At 36.9% G+C, this 22,602-nt stretch carries 22 protein-coding genes; 3 read left to right on the top strand and 19 right to left on the bottom strand.

The features are described from left to right. Positions 1-102: 102 nt before the first annotated feature. The 11 genes from ACWV26_RS00350 to ACWV26_RS00300 all read right to left on the bottom strand — a co-directional run bounded on the left by ACWV26_RS00350 (position 103) and on the right by ACWV26_RS00300 (position 13,556). Positions 103-393 carry an RNA-binding S4 domain-containing protein gene (locus ACWV26_RS00350; protein ID WP_455896447.1) on the bottom strand — a complete coding sequence of 97 codons (291 nt, stop codon included), beginning with the start codon at positions 391-393 and terminating at the stop codon, positions 103-105. A 2-nt stretch (positions 394-395) separates the two neighbouring features. Next, on the bottom strand, positions 396-1,862 hold the full coding sequence (gene yabN / locus ACWV26_RS00345; protein WP_455896446.1) for a bifunctional methyltransferase/pyrophosphohydrolase YabN: 1,467 nt from the start codon (positions 1,860-1,862) through the stop codon (positions 396-398). A 14-nt stretch (positions 1,863-1,876) separates the two neighbouring features. Further along, entirely contained in the window at positions 1,877-3,496 is a 1,620-nt protein-coding gene (locus ACWV26_RS00340) for a putative polysaccharide biosynthesis protein (protein WP_455896445.1), read from the bottom strand. Positions 3,497-3,647: 151 nt separating this feature from the next. Then, complete coding sequence (gene spoVT, locus ACWV26_RS00335) at positions 3,648-4,184, bottom strand: stage V sporulation protein T (protein WP_455896444.1); 537 nt, start codon at positions 4,182-4,184, stop codon at positions 3,648-3,650. Between the two features lie 86 nt (positions 4,185-4,270). Then, complete coding sequence (gene mfd / locus ACWV26_RS00330) at positions 4,271-7,795, bottom strand: transcription-repair coupling factor (RefSeq protein WP_455896443.1); 3,525 nt, start codon at positions 7,793-7,795, stop codon at positions 4,271-4,273. A gap of 84 nt (positions 7,796-7,879) precedes the next feature. Continuing rightward, complete coding sequence (locus ACWV26_RS00325; RefSeq protein ID WP_455896442.1) at positions 7,880-8,107, bottom strand: anti-sigma-F factor Fin; 228 nt, start codon at positions 8,105-8,107, stop codon at positions 7,880-7,882. 59 nt (positions 8,108-8,166) lie between these two features. Continuing rightward, entirely contained in the window at positions 8,167-8,724 is a 558-nt protein-coding gene (gene pth / locus ACWV26_RS00320; protein WP_455896441.1) for an aminoacyl-tRNA hydrolase, read from the bottom strand. 383 nt (positions 8,725-9,107) lie between these two features. Further along, the gene (locus tag ACWV26_RS00315) at positions 9,108-9,728 is read right to left on the bottom strand and encodes a 50S ribosomal protein L25/general stress protein Ctc (RefSeq protein WP_455896440.1); all 621 of its coding nucleotides are present in this window, start codon (positions 9,726-9,728) and stop codon (positions 9,108-9,110) included. A gap of 170 nt (positions 9,729-9,898) precedes the next feature. After that, positions 9,899-10,858, bottom strand: coding sequence for a ribose-phosphate diphosphokinase (locus tag ACWV26_RS00310; RefSeq protein ID WP_455896439.1), 960 nt, complete (start codon positions 10,856-10,858; stop codon positions 9,899-9,901). Positions 10,859-10,881: 23 nt separating this feature from the next. Continuing rightward, complete coding sequence (gene glmU, locus ACWV26_RS00305; protein ID WP_455896438.1) at positions 10,882-12,252, bottom strand: bifunctional UDP-N-acetylglucosamine diphosphorylase/glucosamine-1-phosphate N-acetyltransferase GlmU; 1,371 nt, start codon at positions 12,250-12,252, stop codon at positions 10,882-10,884. A 167-nt stretch (positions 12,253-12,419) separates the two neighbouring features. Then, positions 12,420-13,556, bottom strand: coding sequence for a cysteine desulfurase family protein (locus tag ACWV26_RS00300; protein ID WP_455896437.1), 1,137 nt, complete (start codon positions 13,554-13,556; stop codon positions 12,420-12,422). Positions 13,557-13,667: 111 nt separating this feature from the next. Between ACWV26_RS00300 and nadB the strand changes: the two genes are divergently transcribed. The 3 genes from nadB to nadA are packed head-to-tail and all read left to right on the top strand — an operon-like array spanning position 13,668 to position 17,170. Next, a complete protein-coding gene (gene nadB, locus ACWV26_RS00295; RefSeq protein WP_455896436.1) occupies positions 13,668-15,245 on the top strand; it encodes an L-aspartate oxidase in 1,578 nt (525 codons plus the stop codon). Then, positions 15,214-16,074: a carboxylating nicotinate-nucleotide diphosphorylase gene (gene nadC, locus ACWV26_RS00290; RefSeq protein ID WP_455896435.1), complete on the top strand. Its 861-nt coding sequence runs from the start codon at positions 15,214-15,216 to the stop codon at positions 16,072-16,074. Before nadB ends, nadC begins: the two co-directional genes overlap by 32 nt. Next, complete coding sequence (nadA, locus tag ACWV26_RS00285; protein WP_455896434.1) at positions 16,064-17,170, top strand: quinolinate synthase NadA; 1,107 nt, start codon at positions 16,064-16,066, stop codon at positions 17,168-17,170. The genes nadC and nadA overlap by 11 nt, the downstream gene beginning before the upstream one ends. A 128-nt stretch (positions 17,171-17,298) precedes the next feature. On the opposite strand, the gene spoVG is transcribed toward nadA, so the two are convergent. The 8 genes from spoVG to rnmV form a co-directional block, all read right to left on the bottom strand. Then, positions 17,299-17,595 carry a septation regulator SpoVG gene (gene spoVG, locus ACWV26_RS00280; protein ID WP_455896433.1) on the bottom strand — a complete coding sequence of 99 codons (297 nt, stop codon included), beginning with the start codon at positions 17,593-17,595 and terminating at the stop codon, positions 17,299-17,301. Positions 17,596-17,843: 248 nt separating this feature from the next. Further along, a complete protein-coding gene (locus ACWV26_RS00275; protein WP_455896432.1) occupies positions 17,844-18,215 on the bottom strand; it encodes a RidA family protein in 372 nt (123 codons plus the stop codon). A 2-nt stretch (positions 18,216-18,217) separates the two neighbouring features. Continuing rightward, positions 18,218-19,045: a pur operon repressor gene (purR, locus tag ACWV26_RS00270; protein WP_455896431.1), complete on the bottom strand. Its 828-nt coding sequence runs from the start codon at positions 19,043-19,045 to the stop codon at positions 18,218-18,220. Between the two features lie 56 nt (positions 19,046-19,101). Then, complete coding sequence (ispE, locus tag ACWV26_RS00265) at positions 19,102-19,968, bottom strand: 4-(cytidine 5'-diphospho)-2-C-methyl-D-erythritol kinase (RefSeq protein ID WP_455896430.1); 867 nt, start codon at positions 19,966-19,968, stop codon at positions 19,102-19,104. 319 nt (positions 19,969-20,287) lie between these two features. Further along, positions 20,288-20,470 carry a small, acid-soluble spore protein, alpha/beta type gene (locus ACWV26_RS00260; RefSeq protein WP_455896429.1) on the bottom strand — a complete coding sequence of 61 codons (183 nt, stop codon included), beginning with the start codon at positions 20,468-20,470 and terminating at the stop codon, positions 20,288-20,290. A 136-nt stretch (positions 20,471-20,606) separates the two neighbouring features. Continuing rightward, complete coding sequence (gene veg, locus ACWV26_RS00255; RefSeq protein WP_455896428.1) at positions 20,607-20,873, bottom strand: biofilm formation stimulator Veg; 267 nt, start codon at positions 20,871-20,873, stop codon at positions 20,607-20,609. Positions 20,874-21,018: 145 nt separating this feature from the next. Continuing rightward, complete coding sequence (rsmA, locus tag ACWV26_RS00250; protein ID WP_455896427.1) at positions 21,019-21,900, bottom strand: 16S rRNA (adenine(1518)-N(6)/adenine(1519)-N(6))-dimethyltransferase RsmA; 882 nt, start codon at positions 21,898-21,900, stop codon at positions 21,019-21,021. After that, on the bottom strand, positions 21,893-22,462 hold the full coding sequence (rnmV, locus tag ACWV26_RS00245; protein WP_455896426.1) for a ribonuclease M5: 570 nt from the start codon (positions 22,460-22,462) through the stop codon (positions 21,893-21,895). Before rnmV ends, rsmA begins: the two co-directional genes overlap by 8 nt. Between the last annotated feature and the right edge of the window lie 140 nt (positions 22,463-22,602).

Below are 22,602 nucleotides of genomic sequence, written 5' to 3'. Positions count from 1 at the left end.
CTCATACAACTATACCCTATTAAACACATTAAAAAACAATTAAAAAACGCAAGAATATGTAGTTAACTATTCTTGCGTTTTTTTTCAAATTATACTTACTCTTTAATCTTCATCATCAATGAATTCAGGTTCAATTCTATCTAATTTTTCTTCTTTTAAGATTGTGTACATTTTCGCTGCATCCTCTTTACGCACTATATCTAATAGCTCTTCTACTCGTACTGTTACTATTTTTTGTCCAAAGCGAATAGCTAATTCGTCTCCCACTTTTACGGCACTGCTTGCTTTCACTACTTTTCCATTAATAGTAATACGACCTTGGTCTGCTACTTCTTTTGCAAGTGTACGACGTTTAATTAATCGGGAATTTTTCAGGAATTTATCTAGTCTCATAATTATATCCTCTTTTCTTCTTGTTTTGCTTCTTGCCAAAATTGATCTAGCTCTTCCAAAGAATATTCTTTAAAATCTTTTTTTCCTGCCATGACTTTTTGTTCAACGTGTCCAAATCTCTTAGCAAACTTTTTATTTGCATGGAGCATTGCATCTTCAGCTGAAATTTTATATACCCGCGCTAAATTTACAAGTGTAAATAATACATCACCAAATTCATCAAGTCTTGTTTCCTGTGTTCCGTTTTCTACTTCTTGGCGGAACTCTTTCCACTCTTCTTCTACCTTGTTCCAAACACCTTCAATAGTTGGCCATTCAAACCCAACTTTTGCTGCTCTACGTTGATAGTTATAAGAAGTTTGCAATGATGAAGTTGCACGATATTCACCTTTTAAAAGTGGTTCTTCTTGGTCATCTTGGTGTTCTTTTTTCTTAATCTTTTCCCAGTTTGCATTGACATCTTCTACACTATTTACCTCTACATTTCCAAAGACATGAGGGTGGCGTCGAATCATTTTACCTGCAATACTTTCTAAGATATCTTCTAGATTCCAAAATCCTGAGTCTTCTGCAATTTGAGCTTGTAAGAATACTTGCAACAATACATCGCCAAGTTCTTCAATCATATGAACATCATCTTGCTCATCAATCGCTTGTAAAAACTCATGAACCTCTTCCAACATATAGCGTTTTAAACTTTCATGTGTTTGCGCACGATCCCACGGACAACCTTCTGGACTACGCAGAGTTGATATAATATCACGGAATGTAGACCATTCACGTAATGCATCTTCTTTTTGCTCAATCGGTGGTACGTAAACTGTAGTTAGATTATTTATTTCAGCTACATGATCTAATTCATATAATGGTACAGTGAGGATTTTTTCATCTTTTGATCCTGCAGCTGTCACAATAGTAACTGGATAGTCTGGCTGATACTTTTCTAATAATGTAAGTTTAACTTCTGAAGCACTAATTTGGTCGTAAACTTGTGCAATCAGTAAATGCTTATACATATTGACTTGATGAATAGAGAATGTAGTCCCATTCACTAATTCAAAACCTTCAATTGGATCGATTCGAAGTGCACCAAATACAGCATCTAAAAAACTTTGGCCACCTTCAATTTTTAATTGTACCTTTCCTTCCTTTTCAGCTTGTATAAGCAATTGGACTGTCATTTCAGCCATTAGAGGATGACCTGGTACCGCATAGACGATATCTCCTGTTTCTAAAAGTTCAAGTAATGTTGCCACAATTTCCTCGTAAACAGGAAGAAAGTCATCATGTTTTTCATAGATTGCATCAAAACTTTCGAACACAACGCCTTCGTTTGCCAATTCGTCTAATACTGCGTGCTCTTTTGTTCGTACACATATTTTTTTTGCTTGTTTTAATTTCCTATAGACGCCAATTGGTAATTGTTCAAAATCTCCTGCGCCTAAACCAATGATTGTAAGTTGATTCATGTTAATCACCTATTTTATTTATTTTTTCGATGTAAAAAAAGCTGATAATTGGCCATATGTCGGCCTAAAGGCAATAGATACCAGTCCCTAACAGATAGCACGTTTAGCTTAGCGATGGTTGTTAAAAAGACAAAGGCACCAATTCCTGCTTTAAATAGACAAAGGATTACCGCTCGTATTCGCTCAGGTATTGAAGGTACAATGATAGGTTCAACTAGAATTGCAAATAATAACACAAAAAGCCCCATTAAAAGCGTTGCAACCCCCACACCACTATAAAAATGATTTGTTGCAAAACGAATACTCTTTGTCTTTTTGAAATACCATATAAGCCCAACTGTCGTTGCAAAAAGCCCCAAGTTTCCTGCCCATGCTGCTCCTTTAATCCCTAAAGTCATAATAAATAATTTATTACAAATGATCTTTACGATAATTCCTAAAATTAATAACAATGCGGGTATTTTCAATCGATCTAATCCTTGCAGCATTGCAGTTAATATCATAATTAATGAGAGCCAGACGATTTGTAATACAAATATTGATAGAACGTTTGATAAGTCGGCAGTTTCAAATAACATGATATTCATATCTGGCATAACAAGTATTAAGCCCACCGCTGCAGCTATACCAAATAATAAAGAGGCACGATACGTTAACTTTATAAATCGATCAGTATTATGACCATCATTTTTTTTAGATGCATGTGCAATAAGTGGCACTATAGCTAGCGAAAGAGAAGATGCAATGACGAGTCCTACTTGCACTAAAGGTTGACCCCGGTCATATATTCCTTTTGTCTCCATTGCTTTTATAGAGGAAAACCCTAATTCTTTTAATGCACTATATATAGTAAACGAATCCACTAATTGATATACAAGCGATACTAAACTGCTCATACTAACACTAATACTTAGGATTAATAACTTTTTAAGTATTGGCCATTTTGCCAAATCTGAATTTACTTGTAGGTTTACTCTTGTTCTGTCGAATACGTGCTTTTTCATAAACCATGATAATAATAAAATTCCAGCCAGCTCGCCTATAACTGTTCCGCCAACTGCTACTTTGCCTACATCATAAAGGGACTTTGTCATGGACATGATGATCCATGTTCCCCCTAAAATAACAGCTACCCGAATAGATTGTTCTACTACTTGAGCATATGCAACTGGTTGCATCGTACCTGTTGACTGGAAAATACCTTTGTAAATAGCAAGTAGCGGCATGCAAAATACAACAAATGCGCCTATCCGTAACAATCCAGCAAGTTGCCTATCCCCCATTAAATAGGCAAAGAGTGGTGCTCCAAAAAACAATATAATAAAACAAACAATTGAAAGTAATGTTAAAAAGTAAAATATCGTGCGTAACACTATATTTCTTTGATTTTGTCCATCACTTTTTTCTATATCTGCGAGCATTTTAGAAATTGCTACTGCAAGACCGCTAGATGTCCAAGTAACGAATAAAGCTATAAAGGGATATACCTGCTGGTAAATATAAAAACCATGGTCTCCTACTAAGTTCTGAAATGGTACACGGTAAACCACGCTTAATATCTTCACAAAAAGTGCAGCTACAGTAAGCAACGCAACGCCCTTTAAGTAAACCTTCATCCCCCATTTTCCGGACATGATCTTCCTCTTTCCTATTTATTACGTCAATTGCAATACTAATATTTTACAACAGTATAGCATACTACTCCCATGCCTTTAAACGACTCCGAAAAAAAAGGCCATTCTCTATTGATTTTGTATTATCAACAGTTGAATGGTCTTTTTGCGATTAATCTTCCATTTGTTTTGCTAAAAAATGTGCCGCTGTTTCTGCTACTTTTTGCTCTGTATCGCCGATAAAATGCATCTTCGATAAGATATAGACAGCTCCTATTGCATCTCCTGAAACGACAATAGGTGCAATACAATAGGATTTTATTTGTTCGATTTGGCCAGGTACTATTTCTATTGTGTTTTCATGCTTTTCAACGAGAATTGTTCGCTGTAAAATGCAGTCTTCTGCGAAAGAAGATATTTGACGATGCATATAATCCTTTTTTGAGACTCCTGCTACTGCGATGATTTCGTCCCGGTCACTTACAATTGCACTTGTACCCAATGTATCAAATAATGTATCGACATATGAAAGTGCAAAATCACTTAACTCATTGATTGGAGAATACTTTTTTAAGATGATTTCGCCTTCACGGTCAGTAAAAATTTCTAACGGATCCCCTTCACGAATGCGTAAAGTTCTTCGGATTTCTTTTGGGATTACTACACGTCCAAGATCATCGATCCGACGTACGATGCCTGTTGCTTTCATTCGTGTTGCCTCACTTTCGACAAATTTTCATGATGGTTCTTGTCGCTAGTATGGTACATAAACGGAAAAAATATACATGACAATAATTAGTCTTTTTGCTCCGCCCTTTCACGAATTGCATCAGGTAATAATTTCATCAGTGATTCTAAAATATCAAACGTTGATTGTTGCTCAGCCTTTTTCTCATCAATGGTTAAAATAAGTCTTTGGCCTTCTAATTGGAATCCCACTGCACGACCAAACTGCATAGATTCAGAAACAATCTTACCACCATCGAGTTTTGCAGTTCCTTCTTCTGAAATATCAATGGTGATTATTTTATTTTTGGTTTTGATAGAATTTACATCTACAAGTTTTGCCCAGACTTTGATTCGTGCAATACGTAAGAGTCGTTCTGTTTCGGCTGGTAGATTTCCAAATCGGTCTTGTAACTCATCAATAATTTCGAAGTAATCTTCCTCTTGATCCATTCCTTTTATCCGCTTATACATTTGAATTTTTTGAAACCCATCTGGAATATAGGAGTCCGGAATATATGCATCATACGGAAGTAAGATTTCAATTTCCTTTTCTTCTTCTCTCTTCTCACCTGTTTGGCGTTCAGTAATTGCCTCTTCAAGCATTTGAGAGTATAAATCGAACCCTACTGAGTCGATAAAACCATGTTGTTGAGAACCTAATAAATTCCCAGCCCCACGAATTGATAAATCTCGCATTGCAATCTTAAACCCTGATCCAAGTTCCGTAAACTCTTTAACAGCTTGCAAACGTTGTTCTGCAACTTCTGTTAGCACTTTATCTCGTTGATACATGAAATAAGCATATGCAACTCGGTTGGAACGACCAACACGTCCACGCAATTGATAGAGTTGTGATAGCCCCATACGGTCCGCATTATTTACAATCAATGTATTAACATTTGGAATATCAATACCTGTTTCAATAATAGTTGTTGTAACGAGGACATCATACTCTCCCTCCAAAAATTGTAGAATGACAGATTCAAGTTCGGATTCTGACATTCGTCCATGTGCAAAGCCAACCCGTGCATCTGGCACAAGCATTTGGATTTCTTCAACTTTTTTTGCCATATCATCTACACGATTGTGTAAATAGAATATTTGCCCACCACGCGATATTTCACGTTCAATCGCTTCACGTACTAATGCTCCATTATGTTCCATTACATATGTTTGCACTGGGAAACGATTTGCTGGTGGCGTTTCGATAACAGATAAATCACGTACCCCCACCATTGACATGTGTAAAGTTCGTGGGATTGGAGTAGCTGTTAATGTTAATACATCGACATTTGTTTTTAGCTGTTTAATTTTTTCCTTATGGGTTACGCCAAAGCGTTGTTCTTCATCTACCACAAGTAACCCAAGGTCTTTATAAACTACGTCTTTTGACAATAGGCGGTGAGTACCGACAACAATATCAATGGTTCCGTCCTTTAAACCTTTTATTGTTTCGTTTTGTTGCTTACGTGTACGGAAGCGACTTAACAAACCAATTGATACCGCTTGATCTTGCATTCTTTCTTGAAGTGTTTCGAAATGTTGTTGCGCTAAAATTGTCGTTGGTACTAAAAAGGCAACTTGTTTGCCATCCAAAACGGCTTTAAATGCAGCTCGAATAGCTACTTCTGTTTTACCATATCCCACATCTCCACACACGAGTCGATCCATTGGACGCTCTTTTTCCATGTCAATCTTAACTTCCTGAATGGTTCGTAATTGGTCTTCTGTCTCTTCGTATGGGAATGCTTCCTCAAAGGCACGTTGTTCATCCCCATCAGGAGAAAAGGCAAAACCTTTTTCAGCTTCACGTTTTGCATATAACTTAATAAGATCATCTGCAATATCTTGAATTGCAGAGGAGACTTTGCTTTTCGTTTTCTTCCATTCTGCCCCACCAAGTTTATGAAGCTTAGGCTCTTTATCTTCTGAGCCCACATATTTTTGTATTAAATCTATTTGATCAACAGGGACATAAAGTTTATCATCCGCACGATATCGGATATGCAGATAATCTTTGTGCTTACCGTTAACTTCGAGTGTTTCAATACCTATATACTTACCAATCCCGTGATGGACGTGTACGACATAATCTCCTGGTTTTATCTCTGTATAACTTTTAATTCGCTCAGCATTTGTCATTTTTTGAGGTCGACTTTTTTTCTTTGGCTTTTGTTTAAAAAGCTCCTCCTCCGTCACGAGTGCTAAGCGCTGCAATGGCAATTCAAAACCAGCAGATAGTTGACCTGTTATTGCAAAGATGCCTTCTTCTTGTGGGTTTCCAATTTGTATATGAATATCGTAATCTTCCAAAGTTGTTTGAATGGTTGGAAGACGTTTTTCATCTTCTGTTACAAAGAGTACTGTAAACTTACCTTGTTCCCATCGTTCTACTTCACTTTTCAAAAGCGGCATTTGACCATGGAAATGTTGCATAGGCTTACAAGAAAAGCTTGTTGTTTTCGTGAATCGGATTCCAGCGAAAGTCCTTGCAAACAGTGCAAAGTAAATAGCTGGTAAATGAATCATGGCCATAATTTCCTTTAGAGAATAAGATGGCTTGACTGCATGTACCATTTTGCCTTCCTCAATTAGAGATAGGAACCATTCACTTTCTTCTTTTTCCCATGCGTCCATTACTTCTTGAATTCTTCCAAGTTCGTCATATACAACAAGACCATCGTTAGCAAAGTAATCTCCTAAGAAAGATGGGTGATCATATAAGAGTGAACCATAGCGGTTTGCAAATTCTGGTAGTTCTCCTTGTTTAAGCAATTCTATATCGGATTGTACATGTTGATATAGTTGTTCTTGAACTTCCTTCTTTTTTACCTTTTTCAAACTATCTGAAAGTGCATCTTCTAACTTCTTCGCAAAACTTAGACGTTGTTCTTTCGTTAATACAAATTCAGAAGCAGGTAAAATATTTAATCTCTCTTGTTTTGTTATAGAGCGCTGGTCATCCGCTGAAAATGTACGAATAGAATCGACTTCTGTATCAAATAATTCAATACGTATAGGGTTATCTACATACGGAGGGTAAATATCTAAAATACCACCCCTTAAAGCAAATTCACCAGGCGCAGTTACCATTTGACTTCTCGTATAACCCATTGTTATTAATTTTTGTAGCCACTCTTCAACATTAATTTCTTCACCTACTGCAACCTGAAGATGTAATGTGAGCCAAACTTCTTTTGGAGCCATAACTTTACGCATACCGGCAATGGGTATGATATAAACACCTTTTTGGTGATGTAACATATGGTCTAATGTTTCAATGCGGTTAGCACGTAATTCTGGACTTGCTATGGACATGTCTGCGGCAATAAATTCATCAGCCGGATAATAGTGAACATAGTCTTCACCAATAAGTTTTACTAAATCGTCAAACATTTTCTGTGCTTGCAGTAAATTAGGTGAAATTATGTAAATAGGCTTATTGATGTAATCATAAATAGTGTCTAAAAACGCTGGTCTTGCACTTCCGGAAAGCCCCGTGATTAATTGAGCGTCTTCACGGCCTTTTATGTCCTCCAAAAGTCTTTGTACATGTGGATCTTTGGTTAATAATTGGCGTAATAATTTCATAATGGCCTCCCCTCTAAAAACTTAAATCCCTAATTTATTAGAATATACAGAAAAAGGCCTTGGACGCGAATGCGCCAAAGCAATTTACTGTAACCAATTTTTTAATGCGTAATAATTTGGGAACTTCTTTAGTGAGTCTTCGCAATGTTCGCATATACTTTCTACCGTTTTGTCTCCATTTTGCTCATGACGGATAAATTCTTTAGCATCTTGTTCATTTAGTTGATGAAGTTTTCGAATACTTTCTTCAGAATCAAATGGCAATACGCCTATCTCCGTGTTGCAATGACGACATCTGTAACGAATAGCCATAAGCATGCCTCCCTTTATAAAAAGTATAGACAGCTTTTGACCTTTTTATGCTTACTCATTTAGTTAAATCGATTCATTACTTCTGCAAATGATTTCTCTAGCCAGTATTCACATGCTTGCGCTGAACGTTCGAATGCTTCTTCCATCAATGGTTGTTCTTCCTTTAGAAATCTTGAAAGCACATAATCCGGAACCTTCATACCTGCTGGTGGACGGCTAATTCCGATACGAATACGATTAAAATTTTGCGTTCCAAGGTGTTGTATCAATGATTTAATCCCATTATGACCACCTGCACTACCTTTTTGGCGAAGGCGTAATTTGCCTTTTTCCAAATCTAAATCATCGTAAATAACAACGATATCTTCTAAATCAATATCATAATAGTCCATCATAGGGCGCACGGCTTCTCCAGAAAGGTTCATATATGTAAGAGGCTTCATCAACATTACCTTTCCTTCTGGACGATGGACTGTACCATACATAGCATTAAATTTTTGTTGATTTAACGCAATGCCCCATTTTTTTGCTAATAAATCAATTGTATCAAATCCAACATTGTGGTGTGTATGTTCATATTCTCTCCCAGGGTTCCCTAGGCCAATAATTAGCTTCATATTTGGCATCTTCCTTTACAAACTAATCACTGTTATTTTACCACATAAGTGCTGAAGCGGCTCGTTTAGACCCGAAAATCATTGAAAGTCCTGAAGCGAAAGCGTCTTTTCGGCTTTCGACCGAGGGACTGTTTCAAAGAAGATAGCCTAAGAGCGCCATGTCCTGCGGCAACGGCTATCGGGATCACATCCTGTGAACCCTCGAGGGTCTAGCCGCTGCGGATACCACATAAGTGCTGAAGGCGCCCGTTTAGCCCCGACAGTTGCTTTCATGCTCGAATCAAAAGCGTCTTTCCAGCTTTTGACCGAGAGACTGTTTCAAGAAAGAAAAAAACACCTTACGCTTCTATATGAAGCGCAAGGTGCTGATCTAGTTCTATAGATTATTCCTGTTCTTCATTATCTTCTGTACCTATATCTGCAGAGGTACCTTCCTCGTTTTCATCTACTTTTAACTCAACAGGAGCTGAAATAGTTACTAATGTTACATCATCTTCTCCCACGATTGTATAATTCACTTTTTCACGTATATCACCAATCGTTAACGTATCGCCAATCGCTAGATTTGTAATATCAACTTCTATATTTTCGGGGATATCAGATGGCTTAACTTTTATTGTCACTTCACGATTTGGTTGTTGTAAAACTCCGTTTTCCTTAACACCAACCGATTCACCTGTGGTAACAATTGGTACACTTACTTCAAGCGATTCAGACATATTTACTGCTAAAAAGTCCAAGTGAATTAACTGACCTTTTAATGTGTCTCTTTGTGCATCATTAATAACAGCTTTAATTTGATTGCCCTCAATGTCCAGCGTAATAACGGCATTTTTTCCATCTTCACGTAATGTCTTTTCAAAATCTCTTGCATTCACAGCAATGGATGTTGAATCTGTTTGATAACCATATACCACAGCCGGCACGAAACCGTTTTTTCTTAAATTTGAAATGACTGAACGATGGCCAGCCTCACGTTTGTTTGCATGAACTATTGTACTCATCTATTTGAATCCCCTTCCTCATTTTAAATAAATAATCACATTACACAATGTACCCATTTAAATAGAGGTTCAAACATTTATTGATCCTTCAATTTAATCTCAGGCAAAAAAAATGAGCCAAAGGTGATATTTATCACGATTGGCTCATCCCTAAAACTATTGTCTAAAAATTAATCAAATAATTTACTTACAGATTTGTTTTCGTAAATACGAACAATTGCATCAGCAAGTAATGTAGCTACTGATAACTCTTTAATTTTTGGAATTTTCTTTTCCTCTGGTAATTGAATTGAGTTTGTTACAACTAATTCTTTAATAACAGATTTTTCGATACGTTCAATTGCTGGACCAGATAAAACAGGGTGTGTGCAGCAAGCGAAGACTTCTTTTGCACCACTTTTTACAAGAGCTTCAGCACCAATTGTAATTGTGCCGGCTGTATCAATAATATCATCGATTAGGATACAAATTTTCCCTTCGACATTACCTACGATGTTCATAACTTCTGCAACGTTTGGTTTTGGACGACGTTTATCAATAATAGCGATTGGTGCTTTTAGTCGTTCAGCCATTTTACGTGCACGTGTTACACCACCATGGTCAGGGGATACTACAACAACATCTTCAGAATTGAAGCCTTTTTGTTTAAAGTAATCTGATAACAATGGTACACCCATTAAGTGATCGATTAGAATATCGAAGAATCCTTGAATTTGTGGAGCATGTAAATCAAGAACAACTACACGAGTTGCACCAGCAGTTTCTAATAAGTTTGCCACTAATTTAGCCGTAATCGGTTCACGTGAGCGTGCTTTACGGTCTTGACGAGCATAGCCATAATAAGGCATTACTACGTTTACTGTGCGTGCAGAGGCACGTTTCACAGCATCAACCATAATAAGTAGTTCCATTAAATTTTCATTTACTGGAGCTGAAGTTGATTGAACGATAAATACGTCACATCCACGAATACTTTCCTCAATACTAATTTGTATTTCTCCATCACTGAAGTGTTTTACAGAACTTTTCCCTAATTCTACACCTACTTCTTTAGCAATTTCTGTAGCAAGTGGTTCGTTTGAATTTAGTGAAAAGATTTTTAAATTTGAGTTAGCATATTGATACGGCATGATGCCCTCCTGTTAATTTATAATTATTTTGAATTTAATTTGTTAACATAGTTTTCTTTGTTTTCTTGTCGAGAACGACCGATAGCAAGTGCATTTTCTGGAACATCGTTTGTAACAGTAGAGCCAGCAGCGACAAAGGAGTTTTTGCCAACTGTAACAGGAGCTATAAGATTTGCATTACATCCAACAAAAGCGTTGTCTTCAATAATGGTTTGGTATTTATTTTTACCGTCATAATTCACAGTAATTGTTCCACAGCCAATATTGACATCAGTACCTATTGTTGCATCACCTAAATAAGTAAGATGCGATGCTTTACTACCTTCTCCAAGAGTCGTCTTTTTCAATTCTACAAAATTACCTACCTTTGCATGGTTGCCAACATTTGATGCTGGGCGTATATGCGCGAATGGTCCAATTGCAACATCATCGCCAATTTGGCTATCTTCTACTACAGAAGAGTGAACTGAAGTTCGATTACCAATTTGGCTATTTTTTATATGACTATTAGGTCCTATTAAACAATCTTCTCCAATGATAGTAGAGCCATCAATTAATACACCTGGTTGAATAACTGTATCGCGACCAATTTTAGCATCAGCGCTAATATATGTGTTTTCTGGGTTAATGATTGTAACGCCATTTCGCATATGAACCTCGTTAATACGAGCACGCATAATACTTTCTGCTTGTGATAAAGCAAATCGATCGTTTACACCAAGTGTTTCAGAAAAACTTTCTGTAACATAAGCTGCTACAACTTCACCTTGTTTTTGTAAAATTTCAATGACATCAGGTAAATAATATTCACCTTGAGCATTATCATTTTTGACTAATTTTAAAGCTTCAAATAATGCTTTGTTATCAAAGCAATAAGTGCCCGTATTGATTTCAGTTACTTTTCTTTGTTCAGGCGTTGCGTCTTTTTGTTCGACGATTTGAGCAACCTGACCATCTTCTCCTCGAATAATTCGACCGTAACCTGTTGGGTCTTCGGCTATCGCCGTTAAAATCGTAGCTTTCGCATGATTTGCTTCATGATATTCATATAGCGCTTTCATTGTTTCTGGACGTATTAATGGCGTATCACCACAAATAACAATTGTTGTGCCGTCTAATTCACCAAGAAGTGGTTCTGCTTGTTGAACTGCATGAGCTGTTCCAAGTTGTTCAGCTTGCAATACGTATTCACTTTTATCCTTTAATTGCTCTTGAACCTTTTCAGCACCATGACCAACTACGGTCACAATACGTTCTGCATTCAGTTCTTGGATATGTTCTACTACGTGTTCAACCATTGGCTTGCCACAAACTGGGTGAAGAACTTTATATAATTTGGACTTCATACGCGTGCCTTGGCCAGCAGCCAAAATTACTGCGTAAATATTTGTCATTTCACAAGTCCTCCATTTAAGCAGATTTTCTCTTTTGACTATAAAGCAAATTTAGTTAATTTTCAAGACTATTTGACTTGACAAAACAGTGAACTTCAAATTAATATTATAAATTTTATCTGTTTTATTTTACTAAGTATTCAATAAAATTATCTCTATTTCAATTATTAAACATCTTTCCCCTTTTCAAATTCCTTCGAAAGATCAATTAATGCTCCTGCTAATTGTTCAATATTCTCCATTCTTGTTTGTCTACTAAATGATATGCGGAAAAATTGCTTTGCTTTATCGATAGGATATCCCATCGCCATAATTGCTTTAGTACCCGTCGCACTAAACGAATCACATGCACTACCAGTTGATAGATATATTCCACGTTGATTTAAACGTAGCATAATATACTGTCCTTCTAAGCCATTCATACGCATCCCACATACAGCAGGATATTGAGACGTACTTGGTGCCTCAACAAATTGATAAGGACTATTTTCTAATAATCCTTTTAATGCATTTCGAAGAGAAGAAAGATAGGGTATATTTGTTTGTTCTTTACTCTCTACCGCTGCTACTGCAAATGCTGCAACCCCCGGTACATCTACTGTTCCACCTCGCAAGCCTCCCTCATGAGTCAAACCGGGGAAAAGAGGAGCAACTTTACATTTTGGATGTATGTAAACAGCACCACATCCTTTTGGCCCGCCAACTTTATGTGCAGAAAACGTCATGGCATCTACAATAGTTGCAAAATGCTCGAGCGGTAATTTTGTAAAGGATTGAACACAGTCTACATGACATCGTACACCATGTTGTTTAGCTAACCGAGCAATTTTCTCAATTGGTTGGATTGTACCTATTTCAGGATTCACATGTTGAACAGATATAAGAATCGTTTCTTTGCTTATTTCATTTCGGATTTTTTCTACGCTTACTAATCCATTTTTGTCCAAAGGTAATCTTGTTATACGAAAACCTTCCTTCTCTAATACGTTCATTGCAGCATGTACAGATGTATGTTCTGCAGCGCTTGTAATAATATGTTTTCCTTGCTGAGCATTTGCATGAGAAATGGACAATATGGCTATCAAATTTGCTTCGGTTCCACTCCCAGTAAAGTAAATTCCCTCTGACGGAACACCTGCACAATCAGCAATCATACCTCGTGCGTTTTCTAAGATTTGCTTAGCACTTGTTCCCTCATCATGTGGGCTTGATGGATTACCATAAAACCTTTTTGCTATCTCTTCATAAGTTGCTATTGCTTGTTCACTCATCGGTGCTGTTGCTGCGTAATCAACATAAATCATATATGTAACTTCCCCCTCTTTTTTTGCCATTCTATCTACTTGAAAGTACTTGTTTTAATTAATATTTTATGTCAAGATATGTGACAAGACAATTGTAAAGAAGGTAATGGAATGGAGATTTATACAGATGTCATAGTTTTAGGTAGTGGTGTAGCAGCACTACAATCCGCTCGTATACTTGGAAAAACGCGTCATGTACAAATTATCACCAAATCCCAGTTGCGTTGTAGTAGCTCCTATTATGCACAAGGTGGAATCGCTGTTGTACAAGATTCAACTGATTCTCGAAAGCTTCATGTAAAAGACACGATCGAAGCAGGTATTCACCATAATGATTCTTGCAATGTGGAAACACTCGTTACTGAAGGCATTAAATGTATAGAGGAAATGATAGAAGATGGATTCCCAGTCGACCGATTTAAAGATGGGGGAATTTCACTCGGTCTAGAAGGTGCTCACAGCAGACGTCGGATTATTCATGCAGGTGGGGATGCTACTGGTAGACATGTTGTGGAACATTTGCTCCATCAACTTTCAGACCAAGTAACGATTAACGAATTTGAAATGGCCTATCAACTCTTAAAAAATAATGCTGGGCGCTGTATTGGAGTGAAGACTATTCGAGTCGATGGTGTGAGAAACACTTACTTCGCACCACATATTATTATTGCAACAGGTGGCGCAGGTGCTCTTTATACACATACCTCTAATCGCCCAAATAGCTTTGGTGATGGCATAGCACTTGCGTACTTAGCAGGGGCAATTGTCGCAGATATGGAATTTGTTCAATTCCACCCAAGTCTTTTACTCGCAAAGAATCAAGTTATAGGTCTTGTATCCGAAGCTGTACGTGGTGCCGGAGGGCGCTTTGTAGATGGAAATAAAAATCCATTAATGGAAGGTGTTCATCCGCTTGGTGATCTTGCTCCGCGCCATATCACTGCATACGAAATGTATAAATCTCGGTTATCTGGTAAAGAGGTTTTTATTGATATCTCATCTATCACTCAGTTTGAAGAGAAATTTCCGACCATTACAGGGCTTTGCAAAAAGGCTGGAATTGATTTAGCCAAAAATCAAATCCCTGTTACACCTGGAAGCCATTTCTTGATGGGGGGCATTGTTGCTGATTCTTACGGTCGTACTTCTCTTGAAGGTCTTTATGCAGTAGGAGAAGCTGCATGCACAGGAGTACATGGTGCTAATCGATTAGCAAGCAATTCTCTTTTAGAAGGTATTACATTTGGTAAACAGATGGCTGATTACATCTTACGTGAAGAAACCTGCAAGATTGATTTCCAACCTGTCGAAACAATATCTAACCTTATAGAAATGCCCTTGTTGCAAAAACATGAACTACAACAACTAATGTCTAATAACGTAGGGATTATTCGTAATGAGCAACAATTGTTAGAAGCTATTCATCATTTCAATTTTCTTATAGATCCAACAAAGGTTGATTTGGAGCAATTATCTATTGAACAACTGGAGCTCCTATTCATGCATATTGTTGCAAAGCTCATCACACAAGGTGCACTTGCTCGATTAGAATCACGTGGTGCTCATATCCGTACTGACTATCCTAAGGAAAATTCGCTACTAGCTGGAAAAAGGAATATCCAAAGAATTGAACAATTATTTCATGGGAGTGAATTGTATGAATCAAATAAAACTTCAGTCTATGCTTAGAGAATTTTTTATAGAAGATATTGGCGATGGTGATTTAACAGGAGAACGGCTATTTTCAAAAGATACAAAAGGCGTCTTCTCATTATACGCAAAAGAAGAGGGGATATTTTGTGGAGAAGACATAATAGCAACAGGCTTTGCATTATTAAGCAAAGAGGTAACTGTTTCACAAGTTATACATGACGGAGATGTTTTGCATAAAGGAGACATTATTGCAGAAATAGAAGGGCCTATGCACACATTGCTTGTGGGAGAACGCGTTATATTGAATTTACTCCAACGTATGTCTGCAATTGCGACTGCTGCTCATCTTGCTGTATACGAAACGATTGGGACATCTACACGCATTTGTGATACAAGGAAAACAACTCCAGGATTAAGAATGCTTGAAAAGTATGCGGTACGAATTGGAGGTGCTTTTAATCATCGGAGCGGACTATATGACTGCGTTATGTTGAAAGACAACCATATTGCTTTTGCTGGTGGAATTTCAAACGCCATAAAAACGGTCCGTGCAAAAATTGGACATATCACCAAAATTGAAGTTGAAATTGAAACCAAAGAACAACTACTAGAAGCAATTGAAGCAGGCGCTGATATTATCATGTTTGACAACCGAACACCCGAAGAAATTGAAGCATGGTTACCCCTTGTACCAACGCATATTACAACGGAGGCTTCCGGTGGTATTCAACTTGAAAATATTAAAGACTATGCAAAAACAGGTATTGAATGGATCTCACTTGGTGCTTTGACGCACTCCGTTAAAGCATTAGATATCAGTGCACTTGTGCAATGGAAAGGAGCTACTACTTTAAATGCTAATTAACCCTACTCTATTTGAAAAAATGTCGCAGTTACCTGATAAATATCGGACCCTTACAACAGAAGAAATGGAAGCTCGTATATGGACTATTAAAGAGCAGTTAGGAAACGAACTCTTTATACCAGGACATCATTATCAAAAAGATGAAGTTATTCAATTTGCAGATGCAACAGGAGACTCTCTTCAACTAGCACAAATTTGTGCTAAAAATGAACAAGCAAAATACATTGTCTTTTGCGGTGTACACTTTATGGCAGAAACTGCTGATATGCTCACAGGAGATGGACAAAAGGTATATTTACCAGATATGCGTGCAGGCTGCTCAATGGCTGATATGGCAAACATTCATCAAACTGAGATTGCGTGGGATGCTCTTCAAAAGCTATTTGGCGACACAATCATTCCACTCACATATGTAAACTCAACAGCAGCCATTAAAGCATTTACTGGGCGTAATGGTGGTGCATGCGTTACTTCATCCAATGCAAAGTCAATGGTAAAGTGGGCATTTACACAAAAAGAACGACTACTATTCTTGCCTGATCAACATTTAGGCCGCAATACAGCATTTGACTTGGGTGTACCATTAGAACATATGGCTGTTTGGAATCCTATTAAAGAAGAGTTGATTTTTGATGGAATACTAGAGGATATTCGCGTCATTCTTTGGAAAGGACATTGTTCGGTTCATGAAGGGTTTAATCTCTTTAATATTAAAAAAGTACGCGAAATGTACCCTGAAATGCGTATCATTGTACATCCAGAGTGCAGCCATGAAGTGGTAGAGGCAAGCGATGATAATGGCTCTACGAAATATATTATCGATACAATAAAAGCTGCGCAAGCTGACTCGGCATGGGCAATCGGTACAGAGATGAATCTAGTTAATCGACTTATTCAGCAGTATCCAGACAAACACATCATCTCATTAAATCCAAATATGTGCCCTTGCATGACGATGAATCGAATTGATTTACCACATCTTCTATGGGCTTTAGAACTCATTGTAGAGGGTAAGGAAGGCAATACCATCCATGTAGATACTAAGACTACAATTGATGCGATACTATCACTACAGCGTATGCTAAATCATGTTTAATAGATTGTTAATCTTTGTTCTTCTAGTTCAGCATAATTTTCTATTTCAATATATGTATTGCAAAAATAACATTTATATAGTCAATAAAAAAAGAGCCTACTTCAATACTTTGAAGGGCTCTTACTTTATTAACTTTGTAATTCAGGTTCTTCCAAAGCTTCCATTTCTTCTAAGCTAGTATCAGCATATGCAGCTAATACAGATTCTTGAATCTTGGATCGTGTGCCTGAATTGATCGGATGCGCAATATCGCGGAATTCTCCATCAGGAGTTCTTTTACTTGGCATTGCAACAAACAACCCAGTATTTCCATCAATTACACGGATATCATGCACCACGAATTCGTTGTCCAGTGTGATGGAAGCAATAGCGCGCATGCGGCCATCGGTCTCTACACGTCGAAGTCTAACATCAGTTACTTCCATTATTTCACCACCTCTCCTCTTTGGTGTTTAATTAAAATCTACTTAACTTATATTCAAGAAAAGTATAACTATTTCCTTCTTAATTATAATCAATTTTTTAAAAATTTAAAAAATTATTTTTATATTTTTAGAAAAATTTACAATATATACAAAAAGGCCACAATAATGTGGCCTAATCTTTACATTCCATTTATTAATAATAACAATCTTTACATTTTATGCCTTGAAATAAGTCTAGAAATGAGCTACTAGATTAGAGCGACAACTTCAATTTCGACTTTCGCATCTTTTGGTAATCTTGCCACTTCGACAGTTGTACGTGCTGGTTTATGAGAACCAAAATGTCGTGCGTATTCATCATTCATAGCTGCGAAATCTTCCATATCTGAAATAAATACAGTAGTTTTCACGACTTTGTCTAATGAAGAGCCTGCTTCCTCTAAAACTGCTTTAAGATTTTCGAAAACTTGATTTGTTTGTGCAGTGACATCACCATCAACGAATTCGCCTGATGCTGTTAATGGAATTTGTCCTGAACTATAGAAAAGATTATTCACAACCATTCCTTGAACATATGGTCCAATAGCTGCTGGTGCATTGTTTGTTGATACAACATTCATTACTAATTTCCACCCTTCTCAAAATAGTTTCCTTCACATAAAGCAATGGTACGATCTTTTTCATTTACCTCATTGAGTTTTACTAATGAATAATAATCGTCCACTAAACGCTCATCGGGATGTTCAGCTTCTACTAACACAGCAACACCTGCTAAAGTACAGTCGAACTCTTCCAATAAGTTTTTCATCCCGTTCATTGTTCCCCCGACCTTCATAAAGTCATCGGTAATTAATACACGTTGGCCACTTTTCATGCTACGTTTCGATAAAACCATTGTTTGTATACGGCGAGATGAGCCAGATACATAATTAATACTAACAGTAGATCCTTCTGTTACTTTGTTGTCACGACGTACTACAACAACTGGTACATTTAAATGTCTTGCAATTGCATGAGCAATTGAAATTCCTTTTGTTGCTACTGTCATGATGACATCTATTTCTTGATCGCAAAAGGCAGAAGCAAAAACTTTACCAACTCGATTCATTAAATCAGGATTTCCTAACAAATCGGTCATAAATAAATATCCACCTGGTAATAAACGATCGGAATGACTCAATTCTTTTATTAACTCTTGTATCACTTCTTTTACAGCTGCGTTTGGTACTTTAGGAATATATTTCACTCCCCCTGCAGCTCCTGGGACCGTCATTAGAAGGCCAATCCCTCTTTCCTCAAATGTATCCTTAACAATCGACAAATCTTCACTGATTGAAGATTTTGCAGACTGATACAATTCTGCGAAAAATGTAAGGGGGATTAACTGCTGTGGATGCTCCATTAAATAATGCGTCATATCGACTAGACGTTCGCTACGCTTCCATTTCATAAAATCCTCTCCTAAACACGAATGTTTTATTAAAAAAATACCACAATTATACGCATTTAAGCAAGGGCATCTCTTTCACCTAACATACGTACAGCATACACTTCATCGCAAAAACCTCTAAGTCCATTTACAATACGACTGACACGAGCTTTATTTTGTACTAAGCCAAAAACAGTAGGCCCGCTTCCACTCATTAATACAGCATCTGCCCCAAATCTGCTCATTTGTTCTTTAATAATGGAAACCTCTGGATGTAATTTTAGAGTTACACTTTCTAATACATTTCCAAGATTCTCGCACATTTGTACATAATTCTTATCCTCTATAGCATGTTTCATTTGCATCGTATTTGGATGTTCTATCCCGTCAATATTTAAACCACCATAAACTGCTGCTGTTGAAACGCCAATAGTTGGCTTTGCTAATATTACCCAACAAGTGGGTGGGGCATCAATATGTTCGATCTTTTCCCCGCGTCCTCTAGCAACTGCTGTGCCTCCATAAATGCAAAATGAAACATCTGAACCAATTTCAGCACCTAACTTTGCCAATTCATCGATTGATAAGTTTAAGTTCCATAACGTATTGAGTCCTTTTAATGTAGCTGCTGCATCACTACTTCCACCTGCTAAGCCAGCCGCAACAGGAATTTGTTTATCAATCGTAATAGATACACCTTGCTTAATATTATATGTATCTTGCAAAAGCTTCGCAGCTTGATATGCTAGATTTCTAGCGTCATCAGGAACGAAATTGCTACTAGATTGAATTTGAATGTGTCCGTCATGGCGATTTTTCAAGCCTACTCGGTCAGCTAAATCAACCGTCGTCATAATCATTTCAACTTCATGATAACCATCTGGACGTTTATATAATACATCAAGTGTTAGATTAATTTTGGCAGGTGCTTTTACATAAAGCATATCTCCGCCTCCTCTCGAAAAATATAAAAAAGAAGAAGCTATCTCCGTTCTTTATTCACTGAATTCTATTCTACCACAGTAAAAGAATGTTGAGATAATTCATCTGCTGATATGTAAAAGCTTTCCCAACAATAATGATTCATAAACAGTGGGATGTTTAAAACTTATTAAGAAATTAATTAATAGATAACATAAATGGAATTTTCAATTGTCTATAAAAGTATACGGAAAAGATACTTTCAAAATTAAAAGCAGTTCTCCATAATAGAGAACTGCTTTTTGTCAGTATGCTTAATGTGGTTATATGACTAAGATAACTTTACTTTTGACTATCGTCTAGTAATTGCCCTCGTTCTGCCATCTCAATTGCCTTTTTCACCATGTTGCCGGCATCTCGTGCTTTGATTCCGCCCCAGCCTTCACGTTCAACAGTATCGTAAAATCCTAACTCTTTTGCGATTTCTACTTTCAAACGATCTGACATAATTGACTTTCTCGCCATACGAAATTTTCCTCCTTTAGCTACTGACGCTAATAGTATATCCCTAAAAATAAAATACACTCATAAAACATTCCTTTAACGAGAAAGAATGTTCTACAAGTGTCCGAACTAAATATTCGATTATAATTACACGTACTTATTTGGCTGCTGCAACTTGAGAAGTTGCATCATCATCAAACGTAATCTCTACTGCTTCTGTTAAAATATCTGTGTAGCTGTAAGACACACGCTCAAAGGCGTTTTCGTCTTGATCAAGATCAACTACAAATACTGCGCGATAAGTTTCACGTAATATTCCAGCACGCTCAATCGTTTTCTTGCGACCACCGTTTGCTTTCAATTGCAAACGTCTACCCAAATGACAATCTAACGACTTTTTAATGTCGGCTAAAGTTTTTGGCATTTTCGCTTACACCTCACTATTAACCAGTATACATAATAAAACCATTTTTGTCAACACAAAAATTATATTTTATCAAGATAAAAAAGCCATGTCAATCACTTTTTTTGAACACCTTACATTTTTTAATATTATACTAATATATGGTTTAGTTTTTAAAATGAGGATATAAGTTGTCTGCTAACAGCCCAAATTCCTTAATCGATAAAGTTTCCCCTCGTCTCGTAGGTTCGATATTTGACTCAGCTAAAGCGGAGAGTATTTGTTCCTTTTTTTCTTTACCATTTGGCAATTGAGATTGTAAATTGTTTAATATCGTTTTACGTCGTTGTGCAAATGAACTACGAGTAACCTCGAATAAGAATGATTCACTAATTACTTTTACAGGTGGCTCATCATGGCGAATTAATCGTAATACAGCTGAATCTACATTTGGCTGTGGCATAAATACTGTTTTTGGTACGGTCATAACTACTTCCGCATTCATATAATATTGAACCGCAATAGACAAGGAACCGTAAGCTTTTGTACCAGGTACAGCTGAAATACGATCCGCCACTTCTTTTTGCATCATAACAACCATTCCGCGAATTGGTAGATCCTCCATAAGAAGTTTAAGTAAGATAGGCGTTGTTACATAATAAGGGAGATTTGCTACCACCATAATATTTTCGTATTGAGATAATTCATCTTTAATAATAGTAGCCACATCAGCTTTTAAAACATCAGAATGTACAATCTTCACGTTGTCATATGAACTAAGAGTGTCTTCTAAAACCGGTAATAAACGTTGGTCAATTTCAAAGGATACGACTTTACCCGCTTGGCGTGCTAAATGTTCTGTTAGAGCCCCAATTCCCGGTCCTACTTCTATCGCTGCACTTGTCTTTGATAAGTCCGCATAACTTACAATGTTGCGTAAAATGTTTGGATCAATTAAAAAGTTTTGACCTAAACTTTTTTTAAATGAAAACCCGTATTTTTTTAATATTTCTTGTGTGCGTAAAGGTGTTGCTATATCTTTATGCATTTTGTTCCTCCTGATTCATCGTTGCAATTGCCTTTCCGAATTGCTCTTCTGTAATTTGAAACATTTCTAATCTCTTTACAAGCTGTTTACTATTGGTCGAACCGATATTCAACAGCTCTCCTAAACGATCACGACGTTTTTTTGCATTAGGATGAGATATTAGGTTTGTCGCTATTAAATCATCTATAGTAATGGTACATGTTGATTGTTGTTCTGAATCTTTTGGAGTATAGACTTTTGATAACGCAAATCGAATATCCTCGTCCTTTGCGTGCTCTATTCCTAAGCCCTTACCGTTTTTTGCAATAGTCTTTTGCTTTGGCAAGAATGCATGCTTTATACCTTTTACACGAGCTTCTATAATAGCACGAATACGACGACCTGGATAATCAGGATCTGTAAAAACAATAACACCTCTCACATCTTGTGCATGTTGTATATTACGTAAAGTCTCCTCTGAAATTGCTGAACCATTTGTTTCGATTGTATCGGCATTTACAGCTCTTTTGATTGCTGTCGTATCGTCCTTTCCTTCTACGACAATAATTTCTTTTATATCCACGAACCTCAAATCCTCTTTTCCTAAAGTTCCTTTGACCATTTTACTTCGTTTCTACACTTATTGTACAGTAAGGTGGGGGAAAATAGACATTTCTCTAATTCCCTCTATTCTCTTTACAATAAAAAGAAGCTCTTCTCATA

Source organism: Rummeliibacillus sp. JY-2-4R, assembly GCF_053847205.1.
The sequence above is the reverse complement of the archived record's forward strand: the minus strand, read 5'-3'. Positions and strand labels throughout refer to the sequence as shown.